Raw genomic sequence first — 23,071 nt, 5'->3', positions numbered from 1 at the left:
GTGCTCAGTCGAACCAGCGGTCCCGCGCCAGCTCCTCCGTGCGCGACGGGTCCTCCAGCAGCGCCGCCACCTCGAAGCGGCGCGGCCACTGCCCGGCCGCCCAGGCCAGGCCCGCCGCGACGCCCTCCAGCGTGGCCGCGTGCAGCACGCCGTCGCGGGTGCGGCGCCAGTCCAGCTCCACCCCGCCCACGATCAGTTCCTCGTGCTCGACGTACGACGCCGGGGTCGACGGGCCGAGCAGGACCCGCACGGACTCCGGTACCTCGTGCTCCGTGCCCTCGGAGGTCACCTCGCCCGTCACGGACTCGCTCAGCCGCCGCACCTGGAACAGCTCCGCGAGCTCGGCGGCCCGCGCCGGCCGTACGGGCAGCAGCGGCACCCCGTCCGTGAAGGGCAGCAGGTCGGGCGAGTCGACGACCACCGCGTCCGCCGCGTCCACGACGACGACCTCGCCGTCCCGCACGGCCCGCAGCTCGTCCGGCAGGGTCACCTGCTCGGGGTCGAGGTCGGCCAGCGCGCCGTACAGGGCGTGCAGCTGGGGCGCCGTCACGGGCCTCTCCGGGTCCGCCAGGCGGTCCAGCAGCTCGGCGGCACCGCCCGGCTCGTCCAGCAGCGCGGCCACCGACGTCCGTACGCCCAGCGCCCGCAGCACCTGCTCGTCGTCGAAGCCGGTGGCGTCGGCCTCGTCGTACAGGCCGCGCAGCAGCGGGTCGCCGCCCGCGGCGCGCAGACCGGCCGGGCGGCGGCCGTCGAGCACCGGGTGCCCGCGCAGCCACCACGCCGTGTACGGCCGGACGATCTCGTGCGTGCCGTCCGGCAGCAGCAGCCGTACGGGCTGGGTGAGCGCGTCGCGCAGCGGCGGGCGGGAGAGCAGGGCCAGGGCCTCGGGCCAGCGGTCGTCGTCCACCAGGTCCAGGTCCCGTACGGCGACGATCTCCGTGGCCACCGGCGGGACGGGAGTGTCCGGCAGCCGGTCGAGGACGTCCTCGCTCCACACGTCCACGGCGTCGAGCAGCCCGGCGTCGTCCGGCTCGGCGAAGTCGCCGTCGCGCGGCTCCAGTTCGTCGGGGTCGAGGACGACGTCGGTGGCGCGGACGAGGGCGAACGTGGCGAGGACGCCACAGGCCGCCAGGGGCTGTTCGCCCCAGCGCGCGGCCAGTTCCTCGTCCACGGCCGCGAGTTCACCCGCACGCATGACCTGCGCGAAGGGGCTGCCGGGGAGGACGAGTTCACCCGCGGGCGCGAGTTCGCCGTCCTCGTCGGGCAGGGCGAGGGCGCCGAGCCAGGGTTCGTCGCCGGGTTCGAGGCCGGCGTCGCGGACGAGCGCGAGAACGAGGTCCGCGAGTTCCTCGGCGTCCAGACCGTCCTCGATGTCCCAGCTGGCGCCCTCGTCGTCCAGCGAGGCGGCCACCGCGGCGCGCACCTGCGGGGTGGTCAGCACGGCGCGCGGCGTCGCCGGGAGGGCGCCGAGCTTCTCCAGCAGGGGGTGGGCGGCGTCCGGGTGGGCGACCTTGAGGCCGAGGCGGGCGAGGGACTCGGTCGCGGCCTCCTCGGCGGAGGCGGCGGTGGGGAGGAGGACCTGACGGGGGCCGATGGTGGTCCTGCCGTCGGCCAGGGGCACGGGCAACCCCGACAGCCGCTCCGGGTCCACCCCGGCGAGGCTGTCGTACAGCCGCCGCCACCAGCCGGGCGCCTTCTCCAGCCCCGCGAGGCGGTCCACGGCCTCGGTGAGCGGGACCCGGGGGACGCCCAGGGTGCGCAGCTCGACGCGGCGTTCCAGGCCGGCGGGGAGCAGGCTGGGCAGCACCTCGGCGAGCACCCGTACGGTCTCGGCCCCGGCGCCCTCCACGACCTCCGCGTCGCGCGGGCGGAGCGCCTCGGGCAGGTCCTCGTCGTCGGCCGGGTCGAGGGCGGTGGGCAGGAAGGCGGTGCGCGGCAGCCGCTCCAGCACCGCCCGGCGCAGCGCCCCGTCCAGCTCGCCCTTGCCGAGCGGGCCGGGCACGAGGTCGAGGATGCCGGGGGTGACCGGCCGCCACGCGGCGAGGAGTTCGGCGTACGCGTCCGCCGCGCGCTCCACCAGGAAGTCCGTGAGCGCGCCGGGTGCGGCGTGGCGGCGGGTGGTGTCGAGCGGGAAGGAGCCGATGAGCAGGGCGGGCACGCCGAGGGGCTCGTCGCTGGGCGTGGGCGCGTGCACGACGGGGGCGGTGCGGGGCCGGACCGGCGCGCCGTCGTCACCGACGGGCACGGCCCAGGTGACGGACCAGTGGGGGCGCAGCCGCTCCTCGACCGGCCGGTCGAGGAGGAGTGCGGGGTCGAGCGCGCCGTGCGCGGCGGTGGTACGCCAGTGGGTGACGCCGTCGCGGCTGTCCTCGACGGTCACCGTGTTCCCCCGCGCGCTCCGCCGCAGGGTCCGCTCCTCCTCCCCCACCTCGACGACGACCTCCTCAAGGCCGGGCAGGGCGAGGAGCAGGGCGTCGTCCACGGCGTGCAGCAGCCGCTCGGCGAGGTCCTCGGCGGCGGTGTCCCGCAGCGGCAGGATGACCACGGTGTCGTACGGCTCGGGAGCGCTGCCCTCCGCCGCGAACGGCAGCCGCAGCAGCGGTACGTGGCCGTCCCGGCGCCGGATCTCGTCACCGAGGCCCGGGTTGCCCAGCGCGGTGTCGGCGGCCAGGTCACGGGCCTCGGCGAGGGACCAGCGCACCCCGCCGTGCAGGCCGACCACGGCGGGCTCGTCGCTCACCGCGAGCACGGCGGCGAACCCGACGCCGAACCGCCCGACGGTGCTGTCCTCCGCGTCCCGCTTGGCGGAGGCGCGCAGGGTGGACAGGGACTCGACGCCGGCCGCGTCGAGGTGGGCACCGGTGTTGGCCGCGGCGAGGACGCCGTCGCGGAGGGTCAGCCGCAGCCGGCCGGGCACCCCGGCGCGGGTGGCGGCGTCGGCGGCGTTCTGGGCGAGCTCGACGACGAGCCGGTCCCGGTATCCGCCGAGGACGAGGTCCTCCTCGGCGTTCGCGTCCTCACGGAAACGGGCCGGGGCGGCGGCCCAGGCGTCCAGCACGCCGCGCCGCAGCCGGGCCGTCCCGAACGGGTCCGCACCCTCGGCCGCCGGCCGCACGAAGTCGCTCACGGTTCACCTTCCCTGTCGCATCGGCCATGAAGGTACCGCGCCCGGGCGAACAACCGCTTTCCGGAGGCGGATCGTCCCGTGCGACCGGAGGAGGATCACCTCATGCGCATATTGATCGTCACGGCCGGATCACGAGGCGGCGGAATGAGCCACCCGGTATGCGCGCCACCCCATATGGCCATTGACCGGGACGGCCAGGGAGAACCCACCCCCGTGTCCACGCTTCGGCACCCCGGCCGTCCCGGACGACTAACCTGGCCGGGCCACGCCCGGGAGGACACCATGAGCACACCGGCCGATCACGGACACGAGCTGTTTCCCCGACCTGAGCAGACGCCGGACGCCCTGCGGGCCGCCCTCGCGGTCGTGGACCCCACACGGCTGCCGGAGATGCAGCGGACGAAGGACGAAGCCTTCGCCAAGGCCGTGGAATGGCAGTCCTTCAGCCCGGTCCGGAGCTGGGTGCTGGCCTGGGCCAGAGACATCGAGATCGCCCGGCGCCCGGACCTCGCCGCCCGCCATGCCCGTGCCCGCAGCAATCTCGAACACGAGGACACGGCCGTCGCGCAGGAAGCCCTTCGGGAGCTGAGCCTCGTACTGGACGAGGCCATGCAGGCAGTACAAGGTTGAGCTGGGCCTGGGAGTACGCCTTCAGCGCGGAACAAGCCGCCCGCACAGCGCCGCCCGCGTTCCTCGCCGAGGTGGAACGCAAGGCGGCCGAGCTGGTACGGGCGGCCGAAGCACTGTACGTACACGGCCGGGCGCACGACACGGACGACCCGAGGGGAGGCGACGTCATCGTTCGCGGCGGGATGTTCAGGTACCAGATCGTGGTGCGCAGCGAACGCGTCTACGTCCTGCAGCTCACCTATCTGGGGTGGTGAGCCACCAGGCCGGGCCGTGCCTGTGGCTCGCGGCTCGCCACCCGATCGAGGTCACCGACGGACCTCACTGACGACCGAGGTACCGCCGCCCCGCCCGGCTCCGCGGAGGCGGCCCGGGAACCGGCCGAAGCACTGGCGTTCTCCGGCCCCGCCCCGCCACACCGCTACGAGTGCCCCAGCTCCGCCGCCGACTCGTCCGCCGTCACGGACACCGAGCCCGAGTCGGGGGCCGGGCGCAGCGGGAACGGGTCCACCTTCGTCTCGTCGATCACCGGCGGGGCCGGCCGCGGCGGCTTGGGCATGACCGCCGCCTCCGAGTGGCCCCCGCAGCCGTACGCCAGCGACACCATCCGCCCGTCCGCCGGCGCGAACTCGTTGGTGCACACGCCGAAGGCCTGCCCCAGCGACCCCCCGATCCGTACGAGGAAGCCACAGCTGACGCATGTCGCGGGCGCCGCCTGGGCCATGGCGGTCTTCGGGCCGAACGACTCCTCCCAGCGGTCCGCCGCGGTGTGCAGCCCGTAGCGGGACAGCACGCGGGCGCGGCGCATGCCCAGTTCGTCCGCGACGGCGGCGATCGAGCCGCGCGCGGGCGCGACCGGCAGGCGGGCCGGCGACCCGTCGGTGACCTCGGCGTCCTCCGACTCCACCAGTGCGGCCATCTCCTCGGAGACCGCGGAGTTCGGCGGCGGCTCGTCCTCGCCGGTGTAGCCGGGTTCCAGCCGGAGGTCGTCGGCGTCGGTGGGCAGCAGGTCGCCCGGGCCGAGGTCGCCGGGCCGCAGGCGCTCGCTCCACGGCACCCACTCCGGGGCGAGCAGCGCGTCGGGGCCGGGCAGCAGCACGACCTCGTCGAGCGTGACGTACTTGGCGCGGGAGGCCCGGGCCACGGTCACGGCCCAGCGCCAGCCTCTGTACCCCAGTTCCTTGCACTCGAAGAAGTGCGTGACAACACGGTCTCCCTCGGACACCAGCCCCGCGTGCTCGCCGACGACACCGGGTGCCGCGGCCTCCTCGGCGGCGGCCCGGGCGAGGTCGACGGCCTCTGCGCACAGACGGTCGGGGGTGCGGCTTCGCGTTGTCGCTGCGCTCACAGGTATCGCTTCTCTCCTACGCCGTCTCACGAGTGCGCCCCCGGGCGGAGCGGGGGTGCGGACGGAGCGGCTGAGGGACCTCCCAGGCCGCGGAGGGCACTGGGGGTGGGCCGCGTCGACGTCCGCGCCCGATCGCGCTCGGGCGCACCTACGTCATCCATTCTGCGGGATGCCGGAGCGGCGCGCGGCCGAGAACAACCGCCGGGTCGTTCTAGGCACGCTACCTTCTCCCGGCCTCTGGGCCCACCCCCGACGTACGCTTCCGCACGTCCGCCGGGCAGGGAACGGACCGGGGAGCCGCCCGGCCCGGGCACGGACCGGTGGCGCAAAACCGCCCCGCGCGGCTTCCGTGACTCCCGGAGGGACACCCGGCGGCCCTCCGGAGAACCGGGGACGACGCACCGGAGAACGTGTGGGATCCGCCGCGGCCCAAGTGCCGTCGTCAGGGGCACCGGTGCGGCGGTGTGCACCGTCTCACGGCCCCCATCCGCGCGGTAACCGCACTACACCCCCCGAAGTCGGGGCACTATGACGGGGTGGCAGCCGCGAGGTCGACCCAGAGTGCCACCGGGATCAGCGGGCCCAGGGGTGGCGGCAAGGGAAGCAGTCGAGGCGGCGGACCGGGCCGGGTCGGCGGCGCCGTCCGCTCCGTCGGGCGTGCCCTGCGCTTTCCGGTCACCGGCCCGGCCCGCGGCATCCGCAGGGTGACGCACGCGCACGGGGCCGGCGAGTCCGGTCTCGGCAAGCTGATCGAACTGCACGCCGTCAACGGCGCCGGTGACGTGATGATCACCGTCGCGCTCGCCTCCACCGTCTTCTTCTCCGTGCCGACCGACGAGGCGCGCGGCCGCGTCGCGCTGTACCTGGCCATCACCATGGCCCCGTTCACCGTGCTCGCCCCCGTCATCGGCCCGCTCCTGGACCGCGTACCGCACGGCCGCCGGGCGGCCATGGCCACGGCCATGCTCGCCCGCGCCCTGCTGGCGCTGCTGCTGTCCGCCGCCGTCGTCACCGGCGGCCTCGAGCTGTATCCGGCCGCGCTCGGCGTGCTGGTCGCGTCGAAGGCGTACGGGGTGGTCAGAAGCGCCGTGGTGCCACGGTTGCTCCCGCCCCGCTTCTCGCTGGTCAAGGCCAATTCGCGGGTCACCCTGGGCGGGCTGCTCGCCACCGGTGCGGCCGCGCCCGTGGGGGCCGGGCTGCAGCTGATCGGGGAGCGCTGGCCGCTCTACGGCGCCTGTGTGCTCTTCGTCGCGGGGACCTTCCTCTCCTTCTCGCTGCCGCGCGGCGTCGACTCGGCGAAGGGCGAGGACACCGCGCTGCTCGCGGCCGACGCCGAGCACCTGCACGGCCCGCACCGCAGCGGGACGCTGAAGCGCCCGGGCCTGCGCACCGTCGGCACCGCCGTCACCCACGCCCTCGCCGCCAACGCCGCCCTGCGCTGCCTCTCCGGCTTCCTCATCTTCTTCCTGGCGTTCCTGCTGCGCGTGCACCCCATCGCCGGACAGAGCGCGGCGGTCTCCCTCGGCATCGTGGGCGTCGCCGCGGGCGCGGGCAACGCGCTGGGCACGGCCGTCGGGGCGTGGCTGCGCTCCCGGGCGCCCGAGCTGATCATCGTGACCGTCGTCGCGATCGAGCTGGGCGTCGCCGTCACGGCCGCCGTCTTCTTCGGCACCGTCCTCGTGGCCTGCCTCGGGGCGGTCGCCGGCTTCGCGCAGGCCCTCGGGAAACTGTCCCTGGACGCGCTGATCCAGCGGGACGTCCCCGAGCGGGTCCGCACCTCCGCCTTCGCCCGCTCCGAGACCCTGCTGCAGATGTCCTGGGTGCTGGGCGGCGCCATCGGCATCGCGCTGCCGCTGAACGGCGTCCTCGGCCTCGCGGTGGCCGCCGCGATCGTCGCCGTCGGCTGGCTCACCACCGTCCGCGGGCTGCTCGCCTCCGCCCGGCACGGGGGCACGGTCCGGCACCGCGTGGCGTGATCCGCGGCACGCCGCGTACCCGCATGGTCACGGCCCAGGGGCCGCCAGATAGCCTTCGGCCATGACCTTCCTGCGTCCCGAAGCGCGCCGACGTCGCGCCGTCGCCACTCTCGGCGCCGTTTCCGCCGGTCTTCTCGCCCTGTCGGCCTGTGAGAAGCCGACCCCGCTGGCCACGCTCACGGTCGGCTCGGACTCGGTGAGCTCCGAGACCGACTGCTACGGCCACGGCAAGACGGTCGCCACCGCCCAGCTCTCGAAGTGCCTCCAGGGTTCGAACATGAAGTCGATCACCGTGGACCCGGACGAGACCGTCCGCTTCGGCGTGGACCCGAAGATCGCGGACGAGGGCTGGACGATCCTGATGAACGGTCAGCCGCTGACCGACTCCAGCACCAAGACGTACCGCACCATCCCGGGCAGTGTCTTCTTCAACGCCCAGTACGGTGCGCAGGGCAACACGACGGTCGTCTCGGTCCGCGAGGGCGAGGACAAGGTCACCGGACTGTGGTCCTTCAAGCTCAAGAAGGACGCCTGATCACGTCCGCGTCCGCCGTACACGTACTCGTCGCCACCGCCGTCCCCGTCGAACGGGACGCGGTGGCAGGGGCGTTTCCCGCGCCCGCGCGCGAGGTGCCCCTGCCCGCGGCGATCCTGCACCGGTACGACGACGACCGGTCCGGCCCGGGCGGCGCACAGGAGCCGCACGGCGTCCCGTACGTCCGCTACGACCTCCTCGCGGCCGGCGTCGGCCCCGCCCTCGCCGCCGCGAACACGGCCGCCGCGCTGACCGCCGCGGCCCTGGCCGGGACACCGTACGACCTGGTCGTCTCCGCCGGGATCGGCGGCGGGTTCCAGCCGGACGCGCCCCTCGGCTCCCTGGTCGCCGCCGACACGATCACCGTCGCCGACCTGGGCGCCGAGGCACCGGACGCCCCCGGCGGCTTCCTGCCGGTCACCGAGCTGGGCTTCGGCGTCGTCCACCACCGTCCGCCGGGTTCACTCGTACGGGAGGTCGCGGCGGTCACGGGGGCACGGATCGGCACCGTACTGACCGTGTCGACCGTGACCGGCAGCGCCGGGCGCGCCGCCGAGCTGCGCGCCCGCCATCCGCGCGCCCTCGCCGAGGGCATGGAGGGCTTCGGGGTCGCCGAGGCCGCCACCGCGCACGGCACGCCCGTCCTGGAGCTGCGGGCCGTCTCGAACACCATCGGCCCCCGCGACCGGGACGCCTGGCGCATCGGGGACGCGCTGGCCGCGCTCACCGGAGCCTTCGGGAAGCTCACGCCCGTACTGGAACGTTGGACCTCACATGACCGAACAGACTGAACCGCAGCCGGCCGAACCGCAGCCGGCCGAGTCCCTGACGACCGAGCCGCTGAGGATCGCGTACTCGCCCTGCCCCAACGACACCTTCGTCTTCGACGCCTGGGCCCACGGCCGGGTGCCGGGCGCGCCCGCGCTCGACGTGACGTTCGCGGACATCGACATCACCAACGGCATGGCCGAGCGCGGCGAGTTCGACGTGCTGAAGGTGTCGTACGCCGTGCTGCCGTACGTCCTGGACGAGTACGCGCTGCTGCCCTGCGGGGGCGCGCTGGGCCGGGGCTGCGGGCCGCTGGTGCTGACCCGGGAGCCGGACGCCGACCTCACCGGCCGTACGGTCGCCGTGCCCAGCGAGAGGTCCACCGCCTACCTGCTGTTCCGGCTGTGGGCGGCCGACGTGGTGCCCGGCGGGGTGGGCGAGATCGTGGTCATGCCGTTCCACGAGATCATGCCCGCCGTACGGGACGGGAAGATCGACGCGGGTCTCGTCATCCACGAGGCGCGCTTCACGTACCAGAACTACGGCCTGCACAAGCTCGCCGACATGGGCGAGCACTGGGAGCGCACCACCGGGCTGCCGATCCCGCTGGGCGCGATCATCGCCAAGCGCTCGCTGGGCGAGCAGACGCTGGAGCTGCTCGCCGAGTCGGCCCGCGCCTCCGTCCGCGCCGCCTGGGACGACCCCGAGGCCTCCCGCCCCTACGTGCTCGCGCACGCGCAGGAGATGGACGCGTCCGTCGCCGACCAGCACATCGGGCTGTACGTCAACGAGTTCACGGCCGACCTCGGCGAGGACGGCTACGCGGCGGTCCGCGGGCTGCTCACCCGCGCGGCGGCCGAGGGACTCGTTCCGCCCCTCGGCCCGCAGGCGCTCGACTTCCCGTAGGCCCCACAGGCAGGTCGGGGCCCTTCGGGTCAGACGTCCAGCTGGTCGGCGACCGCGCGCAGCAGGCCCGCGATCTTGGCGCCGGAGGCCTTGTCGGGGTAGCGGCCCTTCTCCAGCATCGGGGTGATGTTCTCCAGCAGGGTCGTGAGGTCCTGGACGATGGACGCCAGCTCGTCGGGCTTGCGGCGCTGCGCGGCCGCCACCGAGGGGGTCGGGTCCAGGATCGTCACCGACAGCGCCTGGTCGCCGCGTTGGCCCGCGACGACGCCGAACTCCACGCGCTGGCCCGGCTTCAGGGAGTCGACTCCGGCCGGCAGGACAGAGGAGTGGACGAAGACGTCACCGCCGTCGTCGCGGGAGAGAAAGCCGAAGCCCTTCTCGCTGTTGAACCACTTGACCTTGCCGGTAGGCACGTCTGTCCTCGTCCTCGTACTCGTCGGAAACTGCGTCTGAAAACTGCGCCGAAAGCCGTCCGCGCATGCGGAAACGGCTCCGTATAGCAGTAGAGCGGGCCGTCGGGACCCGCCGGTTCCAAGGCTAATGGTCCGGGGGCCGGTGACAAGACGTCCCCCGGTTGTTCCTCCGCGCTGGGAACTACCCTGGTCGGGTGCGTGACAAAACCCAACCGAATTCCAGCGGACCGGGTGACCGGCTGATCCGTGCCGGTGCCGTCGTCTTCGTCGTCGGTGCCGTGGCCACTCTCGTCACCCTGGCCCCGCTCTTCCTCGGAACGACGCCGTTCCCCACCTTCATGTTCGGCTTGAGCATGCTCATGGGCGTCGGCTTCCTGATCGCCGGAGCGGGTGTGTTCCAGTCGATCGCGGCGGGGCGCCGCCGGGCTCGTGAGGTGTTGGCGCGCGCCTCACGGTGATCCCGGCGCGCACCGCACTCCCCCACTCGTCCGCGTACGGGACCGTCAGGCCGCGCGGTACTCCGTGAGCCAGGCGGGGAACGCCGTCAGGTCCGGCAGGACGGCGTCCGCGCCCGCCGCGCGCAGCTCCTCCATGCCGTACGGCCCGGTGGCCACGGCCACGGAGTACGCGCCGGCCGTGCGCGCCCCGCGTATGTCACCGAGGTGGTCGCCGACGTACACACCCGCGCCGTGCTCGATCAGCGCGTCGGCCTTCTGCTCGGCCCACAGATCGCCGACCACCGCGTCCGGCTCGATGCCGAGGTGCGCCAGGTGCAGCTTGGCGTTCGGCTCGTACTTGGCGGTGACGACGACCGCCCGGCCGCCCGCCGCCCGCACGGCCGCGATCGCCTCCCGGGCGCCGGGCAGGGCGGGCGTCGCGGCGATGGCGTGTGTGGGGTACATCTCACGGTAGAGACCGGCCACGGCCGCGATCCGCTCCGCGGGGAACCAGTGGGCCAGCTCCTGCTCCAGCGGCGGACCGAGCCGGGTGACGGCCAGATCGGCGTCGATGTACGTGCCCGTGCGCGCGGAGAGCGCCAGGTAGTTGGCGTGGATGCCGGGCCGGGAGTCGATCAGCGTCATGTCGAGGTCGAAACCGACGGTGGGCGCGGCTGCGGGCACGGAGGAGGTCGTGGAGGCCATATCGGCCATTGTGCCGCGCCCCGAACAGGGGCGCGGGACCGTGTCGATGTGCGGCTCCGCCGCGTGGGCGCGACCAGCCACAACGGACCCGCAGCCGGAAACTGGCCGGAGTCGACCGCACTAACGCGCCCGCTGGGACCGCCACACCAGGAACACCGCCGACGCGACCGCCGCGCCGCGCAGGACCCATGGCCAGGTCTCGTCGATCGCGCCGCTCATCTGCCCCTCGGCGATGGGTTCGCCCCACCTCCCGTCCATCCGCCCCCACAGCCAGACGATCCCCGCGGCGGCGACCACCCCGGGCACGCCGAGCACGGCCCACTTGGACTCGACGGGCGTCAGCCGGCGCGACAGGTAGGCGATGAGCCAGCCGAGGATCAGCGGCACGAGGCTGCCGACGAAGGCGCCCGCGACGAGGAGGGCGGCGGCGAGCAGGAGCAGCGGGTTCGTGTAGCCGTCGGCGGGGCGCAGCCGGGTCAGGACGCGGCGGCCACGCCCGAGGGCGGACCCGGGTCCGGCCTTCTCGGACGCGGTGGCCTTCTCGGGTGCGGCTCCTTCGACGGCGACCGCGGCGCCCTTCTGCTGCGGCACCGCCTTGCCCGCGCCGTCCGCGCCGTCCGCGCCGCCGTCGGGAGCTCCCTTCCGCAGCGAGGGCCCCAGCAGTTCGGGGATCTCCACACCGCCGACGAAGCCGGGTACGACGTCGCTCAGCCCCAGGTCGCCGTGCGGGCCGTCGCCGTCGCCGTTGCCGTTGCGGAGGGCGGCGGTGCCCGCGGCGGGGCTGTCGTCGCGCCACCACTCGACGGGGGCGTCGCTCTTCTCGCCCTTGTCCTGGCCGGACGGGACGGTTCCGTTCCCGGGAGCCGCCGCGGGAGCCGCCGCGGGCGCCGGCCCGGGCTCCGCCGGCCGTGGCCGGGGCACGATGCGGCGCAGCCTCTTCGCCCGCTCCCGCGGCGCACCGGGCCGTTCCCGCGCTTCCGCGGGCCGCTCCCGCGGCTCCGCCGGACGCGGGGCGGGCACGGCGGCCGGCGGCTGTTCCGCCACGGCGTCGGGGGCACCCGCGGAGGCCACGACCTCGTCGGGCGTGCCGAGCCGCGCGATGATGCGGCGCACCGAGGCCGGGCTGTCCACCGGGTTCTTCGACCGGCGCCGGTCGATCTCGTTGCGCAGTTCCGTGACCAGCCGCGCTCTCGTGGCGGACGGCAGCTGCCGTTGCTGGGCCAGGTCACCGACCCGGCTCAAGTACTCGTAGACGACCTGGTCGCTCTCAATCCCCACGAAGTCCCCTCCGGGACGGGTCCGTTGTCAAGCCTGTGCCGTACCGTGCCCTACCCTGCGCCGTCAGACGTTACCGCGCGCCCGCCGACCGGGCGCCCAGGCGTACGCGACGGGGCGCGCGGACGCGCGCCGAGTGGCCCGTGACGGAGGTCGGTGCCCCTGCCACCCGCTAACGTTGAGCGGATGAGCACCGAGGAGCAACCGGAACGCACCCCCGACAGTGCCCCCCGCTCGCTGGCGGAAGCGCTGCGCGCGCGGGACGACCACTCCCTGTCCGCGCTCCTCCGGGCCCGTCCCGACCTCATCACCCCCGTCCCCACCGACCTCACCCAGCTCGCCACCCGCGCCGGCACCCGCGCCTCGGTCGTCCGGGCGCTGGAGCGCCTGGACCGGTTCGCGCTGCAGACCGCCCAGGCGCTGGCCGTGGCGGCGGACCCCGCCCCGTACGACGAACTGCTCGGCCTGATGGCGGGCGACGAGACCGATCCCGCGGTCGCCGCCGCGCTCCCCCACGCCCTCGCCACGCTGCGCGAACAGGCCCTCGTCTGGGGCCCGGACGACCGGCTGCGGCTCGTCCGCACGGCCCGTGAGCTGCTCGCGCCCTCCCCGCAGCACCCGTCCCCGACCGGGCTCGGGCCGACCGTGGCGGAGGCGATGGCGGGGATGTCCCCGGGCCGTGTGCAGGAGATCGTCGTCGCGGCCGGGCTGCCCGGCACGCACGACTCGGTGTCGGCGGTGACCTCCCTGACCGCCCTGTTCGGCGACCGCGCCCGGATGGCCGCGCTCCTCGACGACGCGCCGGCGGACGCGACGGCCGTCCTGGACCGCCTGGTGTGGGGCCCGCCGTACGGGCAGGTCACCGCCGACCCGGCCGCCCACCTGCGCTGGCTGCTGGACCGCGGTCTGCTGCTGCCCTCCCCCAAGCTCTCGACTGCGCTCGGGCAGGGGGGACCCCCACCGCCCGGCACCGTCGTACTGCCTCGCGAGGCCGCCCTCCACCTGCGGGCCGGGCGCGCCCACCGGATGCCGGAGCCGGTGCCCCCGCGCGTCGGGACCGCCGCCTCGCACAGTCCACAGGCTGTGGACGCGGCGGCGGCCGGGCAGGCGTACACCGCGCTCTCGACCGTCGAGGAGCTGCTGAAGGACTGGGACGAGGGCGGTCCCGCCGTGCTGCGGGCCGGGGGCCTGAGCGTGCGGGACCTCAAGCGGACCGCCGTCGCCCTCGACGTGCCCGAGCCGATGGCCGCTTTCTGGCTCGAACTCGCCTACGCGGCGGGCCTGCTGGCGTCCGACGGCGAGGCCGACGAGCGGTACGCGGCGACCCCGGCGTACGACGAGTGGCTGGAGCTGCCGCCCGCCGAGCGCTGGGCCCGGCTGGCCACCGCGTGGCTCGCGGCGACCCGTACGGCGGGCCTGGTCGGCGGGCGGGACGCGAAGGACCGCACGCTGTCGGCGCTCGGCCCGAACCTGGACCGCTCGGCCGCGCCGGAGGTACGGCACCGGGTGCTCACCCTGCTCGCCGGGCTGCCCCGGGGCGCGGCGCCCACGCACGAGTCGGTCCTCGCCCGCCTGCGCTGGGAGCGCCCCCTGCGCGGCCCCCGGCAGGGCCCGGCGGGTGAACCGCGGCAGGAGGACGATCTGCGGTCACGGCTCGCCCGCTGGACCCTGGCGGAGGCCGAGGAGCTGGGCGTGACGGGGCGCGGGGCGCTGTCCGCGCACGGCCGGGCGCTGCTGGGGCTGCCGGAGGGCACCGCCGCGCGGGACGACCTGCCCGAGGAGCCCGGCGACCGGCTCCCCGCCCACCACCGGCACCGCGAGGAGCCCCCGCCCGCCGTTCCCGCCACCCCTGCCGAGCGCTCCGCGGCCGGTCTGCGGGCCGCCCGGCTGCTCGCCCCGCTGCTGCCGGAACCCCTCGACCACGTCCTCCTCCAGGCGGACCTGACCGCCGTGGCCCCCGGCCCGCTGCGCCGCCCGCTGGCCGACACGCTGGACGTGCTGGCGGACGTGGAGTCGAAGGGCGGCGCGACCGTCTACCGCTTCACCCCCGGTTCGGTCCGTCGCGCCCTGGACGCCGGGCGCACCGCCGCCGACCTGCACGCCTTCCTCGCGGCCCACTCCCGCACCCCGGTCCCGCAGCCGCTCGCGTACCTGATCGACGACGTGGCACGCCGCCACGGCCATCTGCGCATCGGCGCGGCCTCGGCGTACGTGCGCTGCGACGACGACGCCGTGCTCGCCGAGATCCTCGCCGACCGGCGGTCCCAGGCGCTGGGCCTGCGCCGCCTCGCGCCGACCGTGCTGGCCGCCCGCGTGGACCCGGCGACGCTCCTGGAGGGCCTGCGCGCCATGGGGTACGCCCCGGCCGCGGAGTCCGCCGAGGGCGACGTGCTGATCACCCGCGCCCACGCCCACCGCACCCCGCCGCGCACCGCGCCGGAACCCGTCCCCGAGGGGCCGCCGGTGCCGGACGACGTCCTGCTCGGCGCGGCCCTGCGCGCCGTCCGCGCGGGCGACCTCGCCACCACGGCGCCCCGCAAGGACGGTCCGCCCGCGCCCGAGGGCGCCCTGCCGCGCACCGGCTCCGCGGAGACCCTCGCCACCCTGCAGGCCGCCGTCCTGACCGGCGAGGCCGTGTGGATCGGCTACGTCAACGCCGAGGGCGGCGCCAGCCAGCGCGTCATCGCGCCCGTGCGCGTCGAGGGGGGCTTCGTCACGGCGTACGACCACACCGCGGACGAGGTCCGCACCTTCCCGCTGCACCGCATCACGGGCGTCGCGGAGCTCGCCGACGACGCGATCTGACTCACCCGTACGGGCGTACGCACGGCTTCATGCACGCCACGCCGTGGGTTTCCCACGCTCGGGCGAGCTTCCCGGGCGCGCCGCGTCGGCCGGTCGGCGCAAGGGCAGCCACCCGGTGTCCGACAGCGCTCACCCGAGCGCGGCAGAGAGGAAGCCCCATGCGTACTGCTCGCCGAATCGCCACCGTGCTGACCGCGGCCGCCGCGATGGTCACCTCGTTCGCCGCCCAGGCGGCGGCGGTCTCCATCGACATCGCCGGTCTCGTGCTGGAGACGCCGCAGCTCTGACCGTTGTGCGGGCCCGTTCGCAGCACCGGGCCCGCCATCGCCTCGGGCCGGCCCCGGCGCCCGGGGACCGGCCCGACAGGAGGGGAACCCCATGCGCACCACCCGTCGTGTCACCACCGCGCTGACCGGCGCCGCACTGCTCGCCGTGACCGCCGTCCTCGGCGCTCCCCCGGCGGCGGCCCGAAACCCGCTGCCGCTGCCCGTCTCCGGGACCTACGTCGAGACCCTGGTCGGCGAGGGTGTCACCGTGGAGGGCCCGTTGATCAACAACATCACTCTGCCCACGCTGAGGTAGCGCACCGCAGCCGGTAGCTCTCGCCCACCAGGTGGACGATCTCGGCGTGGTGGGCGAGGCGGTCGACCATCGCCGGTGCGGGGCCGCCGCCGAAGATCTCGTCCCAGCGGTCCAGCGGGCGGTCGGTGGTCACGAGCAGCGAGGCCCGTTCGTAGCGGTGCGCGACCAGCTGGAAGAACAGGTGGGCGGTGTCCGCGTCGAAGGGCGCGTAGCCGACCTCGTCGAGGATCAGCACCGGGTAGGCGTCGAGCGCGGCCAGCTCCTCCGCCAGCCTGCCCGCGGCGTGGGCGCCGGACAGCCGGGCCGCCCAGTCCGCGGCGGTCGCGAACAGCACCTGGTGGCCGGCCTGGCAGGCGCGTACGCCGAGACCGATGGCGAGGTGCGTCTTGCCCGTGCCGGGGGCGCCGACGAACACCGCGTTCCGCCGGGCGGTGACGAAGTCGAGCTTGCCCAGCCGTGTCACGGTCTCCCGGTCGAAGGACTGCGGGTGGCTCTCGTCGAACTCCTCCAGCAGCTTGCGGACGGGGAAGCGCGCGGCACGGAGCCGGCTCTCGGCACCGGCGTCGTACGGGGACGGGCGGGGGGCCGCCGGCTGCGCGGGGAGCACCGCCGCGGCCGGCGCGACCCCGTGGCCGCCGGGCTCGCCGAGCTCCCTGGGCGAGCGGTGCGGGCGCACCATCGGGCCGGACATGTACGCGAGGATCGCCGCCGAGACGATGAACGCCATGTGGATCACGGTGCCCCACAGCAGCGCGTGCCGTGTGGTGTGGTGCACGTCCACGAACATCTGCAGCAGGTGGACCGAGGAGATGCCCACGATCGCGGTGGCGAGCTTCACCTTCAGCACGTTGGAATTGACGTGCGAGAGCCATTCGGGCTGGTCACGGTGGCCCTGGAGGCCGATCCGGGACACGAAGGTCTCGTAACCGCCGACGATCACCATGATCAGCAGATTGGCGATCATGACGACGTCGACCAGTTTGAGCACGGCCAGCATGACGTAGGTCTCGGTCGCCGCACCGGTCACGCAGCGGTGCACTAACGTCCACAGCTCGTTGAAGAACTTGTAGACGTACACGCCCTGGGCGGCCACCAGACCGAAGTAGAGCGGCGCCTGCAACCAGCGGGTGGCGAACAGGACGTACCCGAGCGTCGCGGTCGTCGGCGATGCGGCGGCGGACGGCAGGGGCGGGCTGTGACCGTGCATGGGCTCACTCCGGGGACGGTGGCGTGGGCGGTGACCCGCACGGTCCGCCATTCTTCGGAAACAGCACCGCATATCAGAATTCCGACCACCCATTGGGGTGGTTAGACATTCAATAGGAGGGGACGCGGTCCGCCTCCGGCACGGGACGGCACGGGACGGCACCGGCCGTCACCGCGACGCCCCCGCTCCGCCGCCGCGATCAGGCACACTGGACGTTTGGCCGTGCAGAGCCACGGAGCCATCCCGAAAGGCAGCCGCGCGTGAATGGTCCACTCATCGTCCAGAGCGACAAGACCCTCCTGCTCGAGGTCGACCACGAGCAGGCCGACGACTGCCGTCGGGCGATCGCCCCGTTCGCGGAGCTGGAGCGCGCGCCGGAGCACATCCACACCTACCGGGTGACCCCGCTCGGCCTGTGGAACGCGCGCGCCGCCGGGCACGACGCCGAGCAGGTCGTGGACGCGCTGGTGCAGTACAGCCGGTACCCGGTGCCGCACGCGCTGCTCGTCGACATCGCGGAGACGATGGACCGCTACGGCCGGCTGACGCTGACCAAGCACCCGGCGCACGGGCTGGTCCTGACGACCACCGACCGGCCGGTGCTGGAGGAGATCCTGCGGTCGAAGCGGATCATCCCGCTGGTCGGCGCCCGGATCGACCCGGACACCGTCGCCGTGCACCCCTCCGAGCGCGGGCAGATCAAGCAGACGCTGCTCAAGCTGGGCTGGCCGGCCGAGGACCTCGCCGGGTACGTGGACGGCGAGGCGCACCCGATCGAGCTGCACGAGGACGGCTGGGCGCTGCGCCCGTACCAGAAGCAGGCCGTGGAGAACTTCTGGCACGGCGGCAGCGGGGTCGTGGTGCTGCCCTGCGGCGCGGGCAAGACGCTCGTCGGCGCCGGGGCGATGGCGCAGGCCGAGGCGACCACGCTGATCCTCGTCACGAACACCGTCTCCGCCCGCCAGTGGAAGCACGAACTGGTGAAGCGGACCTCGCTCACCGAGGACGAGATCGGCGAGTACAGCGGGACGAAGAAGGAGATCCGCCCGGTCACCATCGCCACCTACCAGGTGCTGACGACCAAGCGGAAGGGCGTCTATCCGCACCTGGAGCTGTTCGACTCCCGGGACTGGGGGCTCATCGTCTACGACGAGGTGCACCTGCTGCCCGCGCCGGTCTTCAAGTTCACCGCCGACCTCCAGGCGCGACGGCGGCTCGGGCTCACCGCGACGCTCGTGCGCGAGGACGGCCGGGAGTCCGACGTCTTCTCGCTCATCGGGCCCAAACGGTTCGACGCGCCCTGGAAGGAGATCGAGGCGCAGGGCTACATCGCACCCGCCGACTGCGTCGAGGTCCGGGTCAACCTCACGGACAGCGAGCGGCTCGCCTACGCGACGGCCGAGGCGGAGGAGAAGTACCGCTTCTGCTCCACGACCGAGACCAAGCGGAAGGTGACGGAGGCGCTGGTGCGCCGCTTCGCCGGGCAGCAGATCCTCGTCATCGGGCAGTACATCGACCAGCTCGACGAGCTGGGCGAGCACCTCGGCGCGCCGGTGATCAAGGGCGAGACCTCGAACGCCCAGCGGGAGAAGCTGTTCGACGCGTTCCGCAACGGCGAGCTCAACGTGCTGGTGGTGTCCAAGGTCGCGAACTTCTCGATCGACCTGCCGGAGGCGACGGTCGCCATCCAGGTGTCCGGCACGTTCGGCTCGCGCCAGGAGGAGGCCCAGCGGCTCGGGCGCGTGCTGCGCCCCAAGGCCGACGGCCACCAGGCGCACTTCTACTCGGTGGTCGCCCGCGACACCCTCGACCAGGACTTCGCGGCCCACCGCCAGCGCTTCCTGGCCGAGCAGGGCTACGCGTACCGCATCCTGGACGCGGACGAGATCCTCGCGGAGGGCTGAGGCGGAGGGCTGAGCGGAGGGCTGGTTCCCGCCGGGCGCGGGGGCGGACCGGTACGGTGCCTCAGCGGCGCCGTACACCCGCCTCCTCGCCCTCCGCGTAGTCGCCGAGCAGGATCACGTCGAACGCCGCGCCCGCGAACACGCCTACGGCGCGCAGGGCACCGCCCGGACCGGGACGGCGGCGGGCGGAGTCGAAGGGGATCGCACCGGACGGCACAGCGTGCCGGGCGACGGGGGCCGGGGTGAAGGTCGCTGCACTCATGTCTCCATGGTGGTGTTCCGGTCCGCGGACGGCGTCGGTCCAGGGAGGGAACCCGGGGCGCCGCTTCCTCACCCTCAGGTCCGGGCCCCCGTACGACTCGGGACCGAGACCCTCCCCTAGGGGCGGGAGGGGAGGGACCCCGAGAAACGGGTTGGCACCCGCGCTCCCCACTCCCCTAGAATCTCCGCTCTTGCCCGCCTCCCTCTCGAAGTTCTCGAAGCAGTTCTCGGAGTGGAGCGCCGCCGCCCGGACGGAAACCGGCCGGCACCGTGTACTGCGCGCACCCGCGCTCCCACAAACGGCAGCCGGCCGGCACACGCCCCGCGTCCCGGGCCGGCGCACCGTCACGCCCGGAGGCAGAACCGTGTCGACCCGAACCGACGAGCTCACCCACCGCGCCCCCGAAACGGACCCGGACAACCCCCTCACCCGGGAGCGCGCCCACCTCGCCGCCTCCCGGGCCGCGCTGCGCGCCATGCGCGAGGAGGCGGAGTCGCTCGACACCAGCAACGTCGCCGCGACCTGGGTCAGCGCCGAGGCGCTCCGGCACGACATCGACCAGCGCATCAGGGCCCTGGCCGATCTGAGCGACACCCCCCTCTTCTTCGGCCGTCTCGACTACCTGAACGCCCCGGGCACCGACGGCACCGAGGGGACGGAGGAGACGGACGAGGCGCACCGCTTCTACATCGGCCGCCGCCACGTGCACGACACCGGCGGCGACCCCATGGTCGTCGACTGGCGCGCGCCCGTGTCGCAGCCGTTCTACCGGGCCTCCCGGCGGGACCCGATGGACGTGGCGCTGCGCCGCCGCTTCGGCTACACGGCCGGCGACCTCACCGCGTACGAGGACGAGCACCTCACCGACCCCGCCGAGGCCGACACCACCAGCAAGCTGCTCCAGCAGGAGATCGAGCGCCCGCGCGTCGGCCCGATGCGCGACATCGTGGCGACCATCCAGCCCGAGCAGGACGAGATCGTCCGGTCCGGCCTGTCCGGCACGGTCTGCGTCCAGGGAGGACCCGGCACCGGGAAGACGGCCGTGGGCCTGCACCGGGTCGCGTACCTGCTGTACGCCTATCGCGACCGGCTCGCCCGCACCGGCACTCTCGTCATCGGGCCGAACCGTTCCTTCCTGCACTACATCGAGCAGGTGCTGCCCGCCCTCGGCGAGCTGGAGGTGAAGCAGGCGACCGTCGACGACCTCGTGGCGCACGTCGAGGTGCGGGGCGCCGACGACGCGGCGGCCGCCGTGGTCAAGGGCGACGCCCGGATGGCCGAGGTGCTGCGGCGGGCCGTGCGGTCGCACGTCACCCTGCCCACCGAGCCGGTCGTCGTGGTGCGCGGGTCCCGCCGGTGGCGCGTACCGGCGTACGAACTGGAGGAGATCGTCCGCGAGTTGCAGGCCCGCGGCATCCGGTACGGGGCGGCCCGTGAGGCGCTGCCGCAGCGGATCGCGCACGCGGTGCTGGTGCAGATGGAGCGCGCGGGCGAGGCGCCGGACGACCGGGTGCAGGACGCGGTGGCCCGCAATCCGGCGGTGAAGGCGGCGGTGAAGGAGATCTGGCCGCCGGTGGACCCGGCGAAGCTGGTGCTGCGGCTGCTGGGCGACGCGGAGTTCCTCGCCGCGCACGCGGACGGTGTGCTGAGCGAGGACGAGCAGAGGGCGATCCTGTGGGCGAAGCCCGCGCGGAGCGTCCGGTCGGCCAAGTGGTCCGCCGCGGACGCCGTACTGATCGACGAGGCCACCGACCTGGTGCAGCGCACCCCGTCGCTGGGCCACGTGGTGCTCGACGAGGCGCAGGACCTGTCCCCCATGCAGTACCGGGCGGTCGGCCGCCGCTGCACCACCGGTTCGGCGACCGTGCTCGGCGACCTGGCGCAGGGCACCACTCCGTGGGCGACGCGGAGCTGGGAGGAGGCGCTGGCGCACCTCGGCAAGGACGAGGCGGTGATCGAGGAGCTGACGGCCGGTTTCCGCGTGCCCACGGACGTCATCGCCTACGCCTCCCGGCTGCTGCCCCACATCGCGCCCGGTCTCGCCCCGGTGGCGTCGGTCCGGGAGAACCCGGGCTTCTTCGAGATCCGTACGCACACCGATGACGCGGAAGTGGCCGGTGCCTGCGAGGAGTTGCTGGGGCGCGAGGGCTCGGTGGGCCTGATCGCGGCGGACGCCCGCGTACCCGCCCTGGCCGAGGCCCTCGCCGCGGCCGGGATCGGTCATCTCGGCCCCGGCGAGGAGACGACGCGGGAGACCCGCCTCACCCTCGTCCCGGCCTCGCTCGCCAAGGGTCTGGAGTACGACTACGTGGTCCTGGACGAACCGGGCGCCGTCGTCGCGGGCGAGCCGGACGAACGCACGGGCCTGCGCCGCCTGTACGTCGCGCTGACCCGCGCGGTGTCGGGCCTGATCGTGACGCACACGGCGGAGCTGCCGCCGCAGCTGGGCTGAGGGCACGCGCCCGGCAAGGGGCGCGGGGAACTGCGCGACCAGCCACGACGGACCCGCAGCCGACACACCGGGCCGGCGCACCGGACCCCGGCCCGGCGGAGCGCTCACCCGTCGAGCGCGGCCCGCCACTCCCGTACCGCGTCCGCCGACACCGGCCCGCGCCACCCGGCCGGCCGGACCGCGCTCCCCACGTGGAAGGCGTCCACGCCGGCGGCCCGCAGCCGGGCCAGGTGGCCGAGCCGCAGTCCGCCGCCGACGACGAGCCGCTGGGTGTGGCCCGGTTCGCCGCGGCGGGCGGCCTCGGCGACGAGGACGTCCAGCCCGTCGTCCACGCCCCGGGCCGACCCCGCGGTGAGGTAGGCGTCGAGACCGGGCAGGCCGTCGAGCTGCTTGCGCAGGGCCTCACGGTCGGCGGCGCGGTCGATGGCGCGGTGGAAGGTCCACGGCCGGCCGTCCAGCTCCGCGGCCACCCGCTCCAGCACCGCCAGGTCGGGTCCGCCGTCCTCCGCGAGGAACCCGAACACGAACTCCTCGGCCCCGGCCGCGCGCAGCTCCCGCGCCTGCCGTACGAGCGCGGCGACGTCCTCGGCGGTCCCGGCCGCGAAGCCGGCGCCCGGCCGCAGCATCACCCGGGCCGGGAGGTCCACGGCGTCCCGGATCGCGGCGACCACGGCCGCCGGCGGGGTCAGTCCGTCCGCGGCCATGTCGGCGACCACCTCCAGCCGGTCCGCGCCTCCGGCCCGCGCCGCGAGCGCGTCCTCGGCGTCGAGGGCGATCACCTCCAGGACTGCACGCGTCTGCATGGGACCCCTTCCGGTCGTTCCGTCCGTCGACCTGCAGGTCTACAGGTCTAGTCCAGTTGTCCGACCGAAAGGGTACGCCCGGTACGCCCCGCGGGCACCGCCTCGTCCGAAGGTGTTCGGACCGCCCTCCTCCGCTCCGGCCGGTTCGTACCCCGCCCCGCGTGCCGAGCGGCTCACGCCCCGTGCTGCGCCCCGCCCCACGCCCCTCCCCGCACAATGACCCCATGCCCACGTCCAGGCCGACGCCCAGCCCCGCGCCCACGCCCACGCCCACGCCCGCGCCCGCACCGGACCTCGACGCCCTCCGCGGCCGCTGGCTGCGCACCCTGCTCGCGGCCCGCGACGGCGCCTGCCACCCCGATCCGTACCCCTACGCCGAGAACCTGATCAGGCGCTGGTCGGAGCCGCAGCGCCGGTACCACACGCTCGACCACCTCACGGCGGTCCTCGACCACCTCGACGTCCTGGCCGAGTACGCGGACGACCCCGACCTCGTCCGGCTGGCGGCCTGGTTCCACGACGCGGTGTACCTGCCGGAGCGGTCCACGAACGAGGAGCGGTCGGCCCGTCTCGCCGAACGCGCCCTGCCCGAGGCCGGTGTGCCACGGGCGGGCACGGCCGAGGTGGCCCGCCTCGTCCGGCTCACCGTCACGCACGACCCGGCCCCGGGCGACGGGAACGGCGCCGTGCTCTGCGACGCCGACCTCGCGATCCTGGCGGCGGCCCCGGAGGCGTACGGCCGTTACGCGAGCGCCGTCCGCGAGGAGTACGCCTTCGTGCCCGACGACGCGTTCCGCTCGGGCCGCGCTACCGTGCTGCGGCAGCTCCTCGGCCTGCCGCGGCTGTTCCGGACGCCGTACGGGGAGCGGGAGTGGGAGGCGGCCGCGCGCCGCAACCTGGAGGCCGAGCTGGCGGCGCTCGGGTAATCCGGTACGTACG

The 23,071-nt window shown here is 74.6% G+C and carries 21 protein-coding genes; 13 read left to right on the top strand and 8 right to left on the bottom strand.

Annotation, left to right across the window (positions count from 1 at the left end; translation table 11 throughout):
* Window positions 1–4: 4 nt before the first annotated feature.
* Window positions 5–3,127: a sacsin N-terminal ATP-binding-like domain-containing protein gene (locus tag IEZ04_RS00655; RefSeq protein WP_189214618.1), complete on the bottom strand. Its 3,123-nt coding sequence runs from the start codon at window positions 3,125–3,127 to the stop codon at window positions 5–7.
* Between the two features lie 282 nt (window positions 3,128–3,409).
* On the opposite strand from IEZ04_RS00655, the gene IEZ04_RS00650 reads away from it, so the two are divergent.
* Both IEZ04_RS00650 and IEZ04_RS00645 read left to right on the top strand, forming a co-directional pair.
* Window positions 3,410–3,757 (top strand): hypothetical protein, encoded by a 348-nt coding sequence (locus tag IEZ04_RS00650; protein WP_189214617.1) that lies wholly within the window; start codon window positions 3,410–3,412, stop codon window positions 3,755–3,757.
* Entirely contained in the window at window positions 3,754–4,011 is a 258-nt protein-coding gene (locus tag IEZ04_RS00645; protein ID WP_189214616.1) for a hypothetical protein, read from the top strand. The genes IEZ04_RS00650 and IEZ04_RS00645 overlap by 4 nt, the downstream gene beginning before the upstream one ends.
* A gap of 164 nt (window positions 4,012–4,175) precedes the next feature.
* Here IEZ04_RS00645 and IEZ04_RS00640 read toward each other — a convergent pair whose 3' ends face one another.
* Window positions 4,176–5,102 (bottom strand): DUF3027 domain-containing protein, encoded by a 927-nt coding sequence (locus IEZ04_RS00640; protein ID WP_189214615.1) that lies wholly within the window; start codon window positions 5,100–5,102, stop codon window positions 4,176–4,178.
* A gap of 536 nt (window positions 5,103–5,638) precedes the next feature.
* Here IEZ04_RS00640 and IEZ04_RS00635 point away from each other — a divergent pair.
* From IEZ04_RS00635 to IEZ04_RS00620, 4 genes are all read left to right on the top strand, one after another.
* Complete coding sequence (locus tag IEZ04_RS00635) at window positions 5,639–7,078, top strand: MFS transporter (protein WP_189214614.1); 1,440 nt, start codon at window positions 5,639–5,641, stop codon at window positions 7,076–7,078.
* Window positions 7,079–7,139: 61 nt separating this feature from the next.
* Window positions 7,140–7,613, top strand: coding sequence for a DUF2771 domain-containing protein (locus IEZ04_RS00630; protein ID WP_189214613.1), 474 nt, complete (start codon window positions 7,140–7,142; stop codon window positions 7,611–7,613).
* Window positions 7,583–8,404, top strand: coding sequence for a futalosine hydrolase (locus tag IEZ04_RS00625; protein WP_189214612.1), 822 nt, complete (start codon window positions 7,583–7,585; stop codon window positions 8,402–8,404). Before IEZ04_RS00630 ends, IEZ04_RS00625 begins: the two co-directional genes overlap by 31 nt.
* Entirely contained in the window at window positions 8,388–9,287 is a 900-nt protein-coding gene (locus tag IEZ04_RS00620) for a 1,4-dihydroxy-6-naphtoate synthase (RefSeq protein ID WP_189214611.1), read from the top strand. Before IEZ04_RS00625 ends, IEZ04_RS00620 begins: the two co-directional genes overlap by 17 nt.
* A 29-nt stretch (window positions 9,288–9,316) precedes the next feature.
* Here IEZ04_RS00620 and IEZ04_RS35740 read toward each other — a convergent pair whose 3' ends face one another.
* The gene (locus tag IEZ04_RS35740) at window positions 9,317–9,700 is read right to left on the bottom strand and encodes a cold-shock protein (RefSeq protein WP_189214610.1); all 384 of its coding nucleotides are present in this window, start codon (window positions 9,698–9,700) and stop codon (window positions 9,317–9,319) included.
* A 194-nt stretch (window positions 9,701–9,894) separates the two neighbouring features.
* Between IEZ04_RS35740 and IEZ04_RS00610 the strand changes: the two genes are divergently transcribed.
* Window positions 9,895–10,158 (top strand): hypothetical protein, encoded by a 264-nt coding sequence (locus IEZ04_RS00610; RefSeq protein WP_189214609.1) that lies wholly within the window; start codon window positions 9,895–9,897, stop codon window positions 10,156–10,158.
* A gap of 45 nt (window positions 10,159–10,203) precedes the next feature.
* Here IEZ04_RS00610 and IEZ04_RS00605 read toward each other — a convergent pair whose 3' ends face one another.
* On the bottom strand, window positions 10,204–10,851 hold the full coding sequence (locus IEZ04_RS00605) for an HAD family hydrolase (RefSeq protein WP_373296229.1): 648 nt from the start codon (window positions 10,849–10,851) through the stop codon (window positions 10,204–10,206).
* Between the two features lie 111 nt (window positions 10,852–10,962).
* Window positions 10,963–12,120 (bottom strand): hypothetical protein, encoded by a 1,158-nt coding sequence (locus IEZ04_RS00600; protein ID WP_189214607.1) that lies wholly within the window; start codon window positions 12,118–12,120, stop codon window positions 10,963–10,965.
* A gap of 183 nt (window positions 12,121–12,303) precedes the next feature.
* Here IEZ04_RS00600 and IEZ04_RS00595 point away from each other — a divergent pair, with 183 nt between their 5' ends.
* From IEZ04_RS00595 to IEZ04_RS00590, 3 genes are all read left to right on the top strand, one after another.
* Entirely contained in the window at window positions 12,304–14,922 is a 2,619-nt protein-coding gene (locus IEZ04_RS00595) for a helicase C-terminal domain-containing protein (protein ID WP_189214606.1), read from the top strand.
* 158 nt (window positions 14,923–15,080) lie between these two features.
* Window positions 15,081–15,209 carry a hypothetical protein gene (locus tag IEZ04_RS35545; RefSeq protein WP_268245651.1) on the top strand — a complete coding sequence of 43 codons (129 nt, stop codon included), beginning with the start codon at window positions 15,081–15,083 and terminating at the stop codon, window positions 15,207–15,209.
* A 91-nt stretch (window positions 15,210–15,300) separates the two neighbouring features.
* A complete protein-coding gene (locus IEZ04_RS00590) occupies window positions 15,301–15,504 on the top strand; it encodes a hypothetical protein (RefSeq protein WP_189214605.1) in 204 nt (67 codons plus the stop codon).
* Here IEZ04_RS00590 and istB read toward each other — a convergent pair.
* Window positions 15,482–16,711 (bottom strand): IS21-like element helper ATPase IstB, encoded by a 1,230-nt coding sequence (istB, locus tag IEZ04_RS00585; protein ID WP_189214604.1) that lies wholly within the window; start codon window positions 16,709–16,711, stop codon window positions 15,482–15,484. The two genes, IEZ04_RS00590 and istB, sit on opposite strands and share 23 nt — an antisense overlap.
* 260 nt (window positions 16,712–16,971) lie before the next feature.
* On the opposite strand from istB, the gene IEZ04_RS00580 reads away from it, so the two are divergent.
* Window positions 16,972–18,615 carry a DNA repair helicase XPB gene (locus IEZ04_RS00580; protein ID WP_189214603.1) on the top strand — a complete coding sequence of 548 codons (1,644 nt, stop codon included), beginning with the start codon at window positions 16,972–16,974 and terminating at the stop codon, window positions 18,613–18,615.
* A gap of 61 nt (window positions 18,616–18,676) precedes the next feature.
* On the opposite strand, the gene IEZ04_RS00575 is transcribed toward IEZ04_RS00580, so the two are convergent.
* Window positions 18,677–18,877: a hypothetical protein gene (locus IEZ04_RS00575; protein WP_189214602.1), complete on the bottom strand. Its 201-nt coding sequence runs from the start codon at window positions 18,875–18,877 to the stop codon at window positions 18,677–18,679.
* A 475-nt stretch (window positions 18,878–19,352) separates the two neighbouring features.
* Between IEZ04_RS00575 and IEZ04_RS00570 the strand changes: the two genes are divergently transcribed.
* Window positions 19,353–21,329 carry a HelD family protein gene (locus IEZ04_RS00570; protein WP_229820827.1) on the top strand — a complete coding sequence of 659 codons (1,977 nt, stop codon included), beginning with the start codon at window positions 19,353–19,355 and terminating at the stop codon, window positions 21,327–21,329.
* A 104-nt stretch (window positions 21,330–21,433) separates the two neighbouring features.
* On the opposite strand, the gene IEZ04_RS00565 is transcribed toward IEZ04_RS00570, so the two are convergent.
* Window positions 21,434–22,132 (bottom strand): copper homeostasis protein CutC, encoded by a 699-nt coding sequence (locus tag IEZ04_RS00565; protein ID WP_189214600.1) that lies wholly within the window; start codon window positions 22,130–22,132, stop codon window positions 21,434–21,436.
* Window positions 22,133–22,356: 224 nt separating this feature from the next.
* Between IEZ04_RS00565 and IEZ04_RS00560 the strand changes: the two genes are divergently transcribed.
* A complete protein-coding gene (locus IEZ04_RS00560) occupies window positions 22,357–23,058 on the top strand; it encodes an HD domain-containing protein (protein ID WP_229820754.1) in 702 nt (233 codons plus the stop codon).
* Window positions 23,059–23,071: the final 13 nt, after the last annotated feature.

Origin of the sequence: Streptomyces ruber, assembly GCF_014648075.1 — a bacterium.
GTDB lineage: Bacteria > Actinomycetota > Actinomycetes > Streptomycetales > Streptomycetaceae > Streptomyces > Streptomyces ruber.
This window is presented reverse-complemented; position numbering and strand designations above follow the sequence as displayed.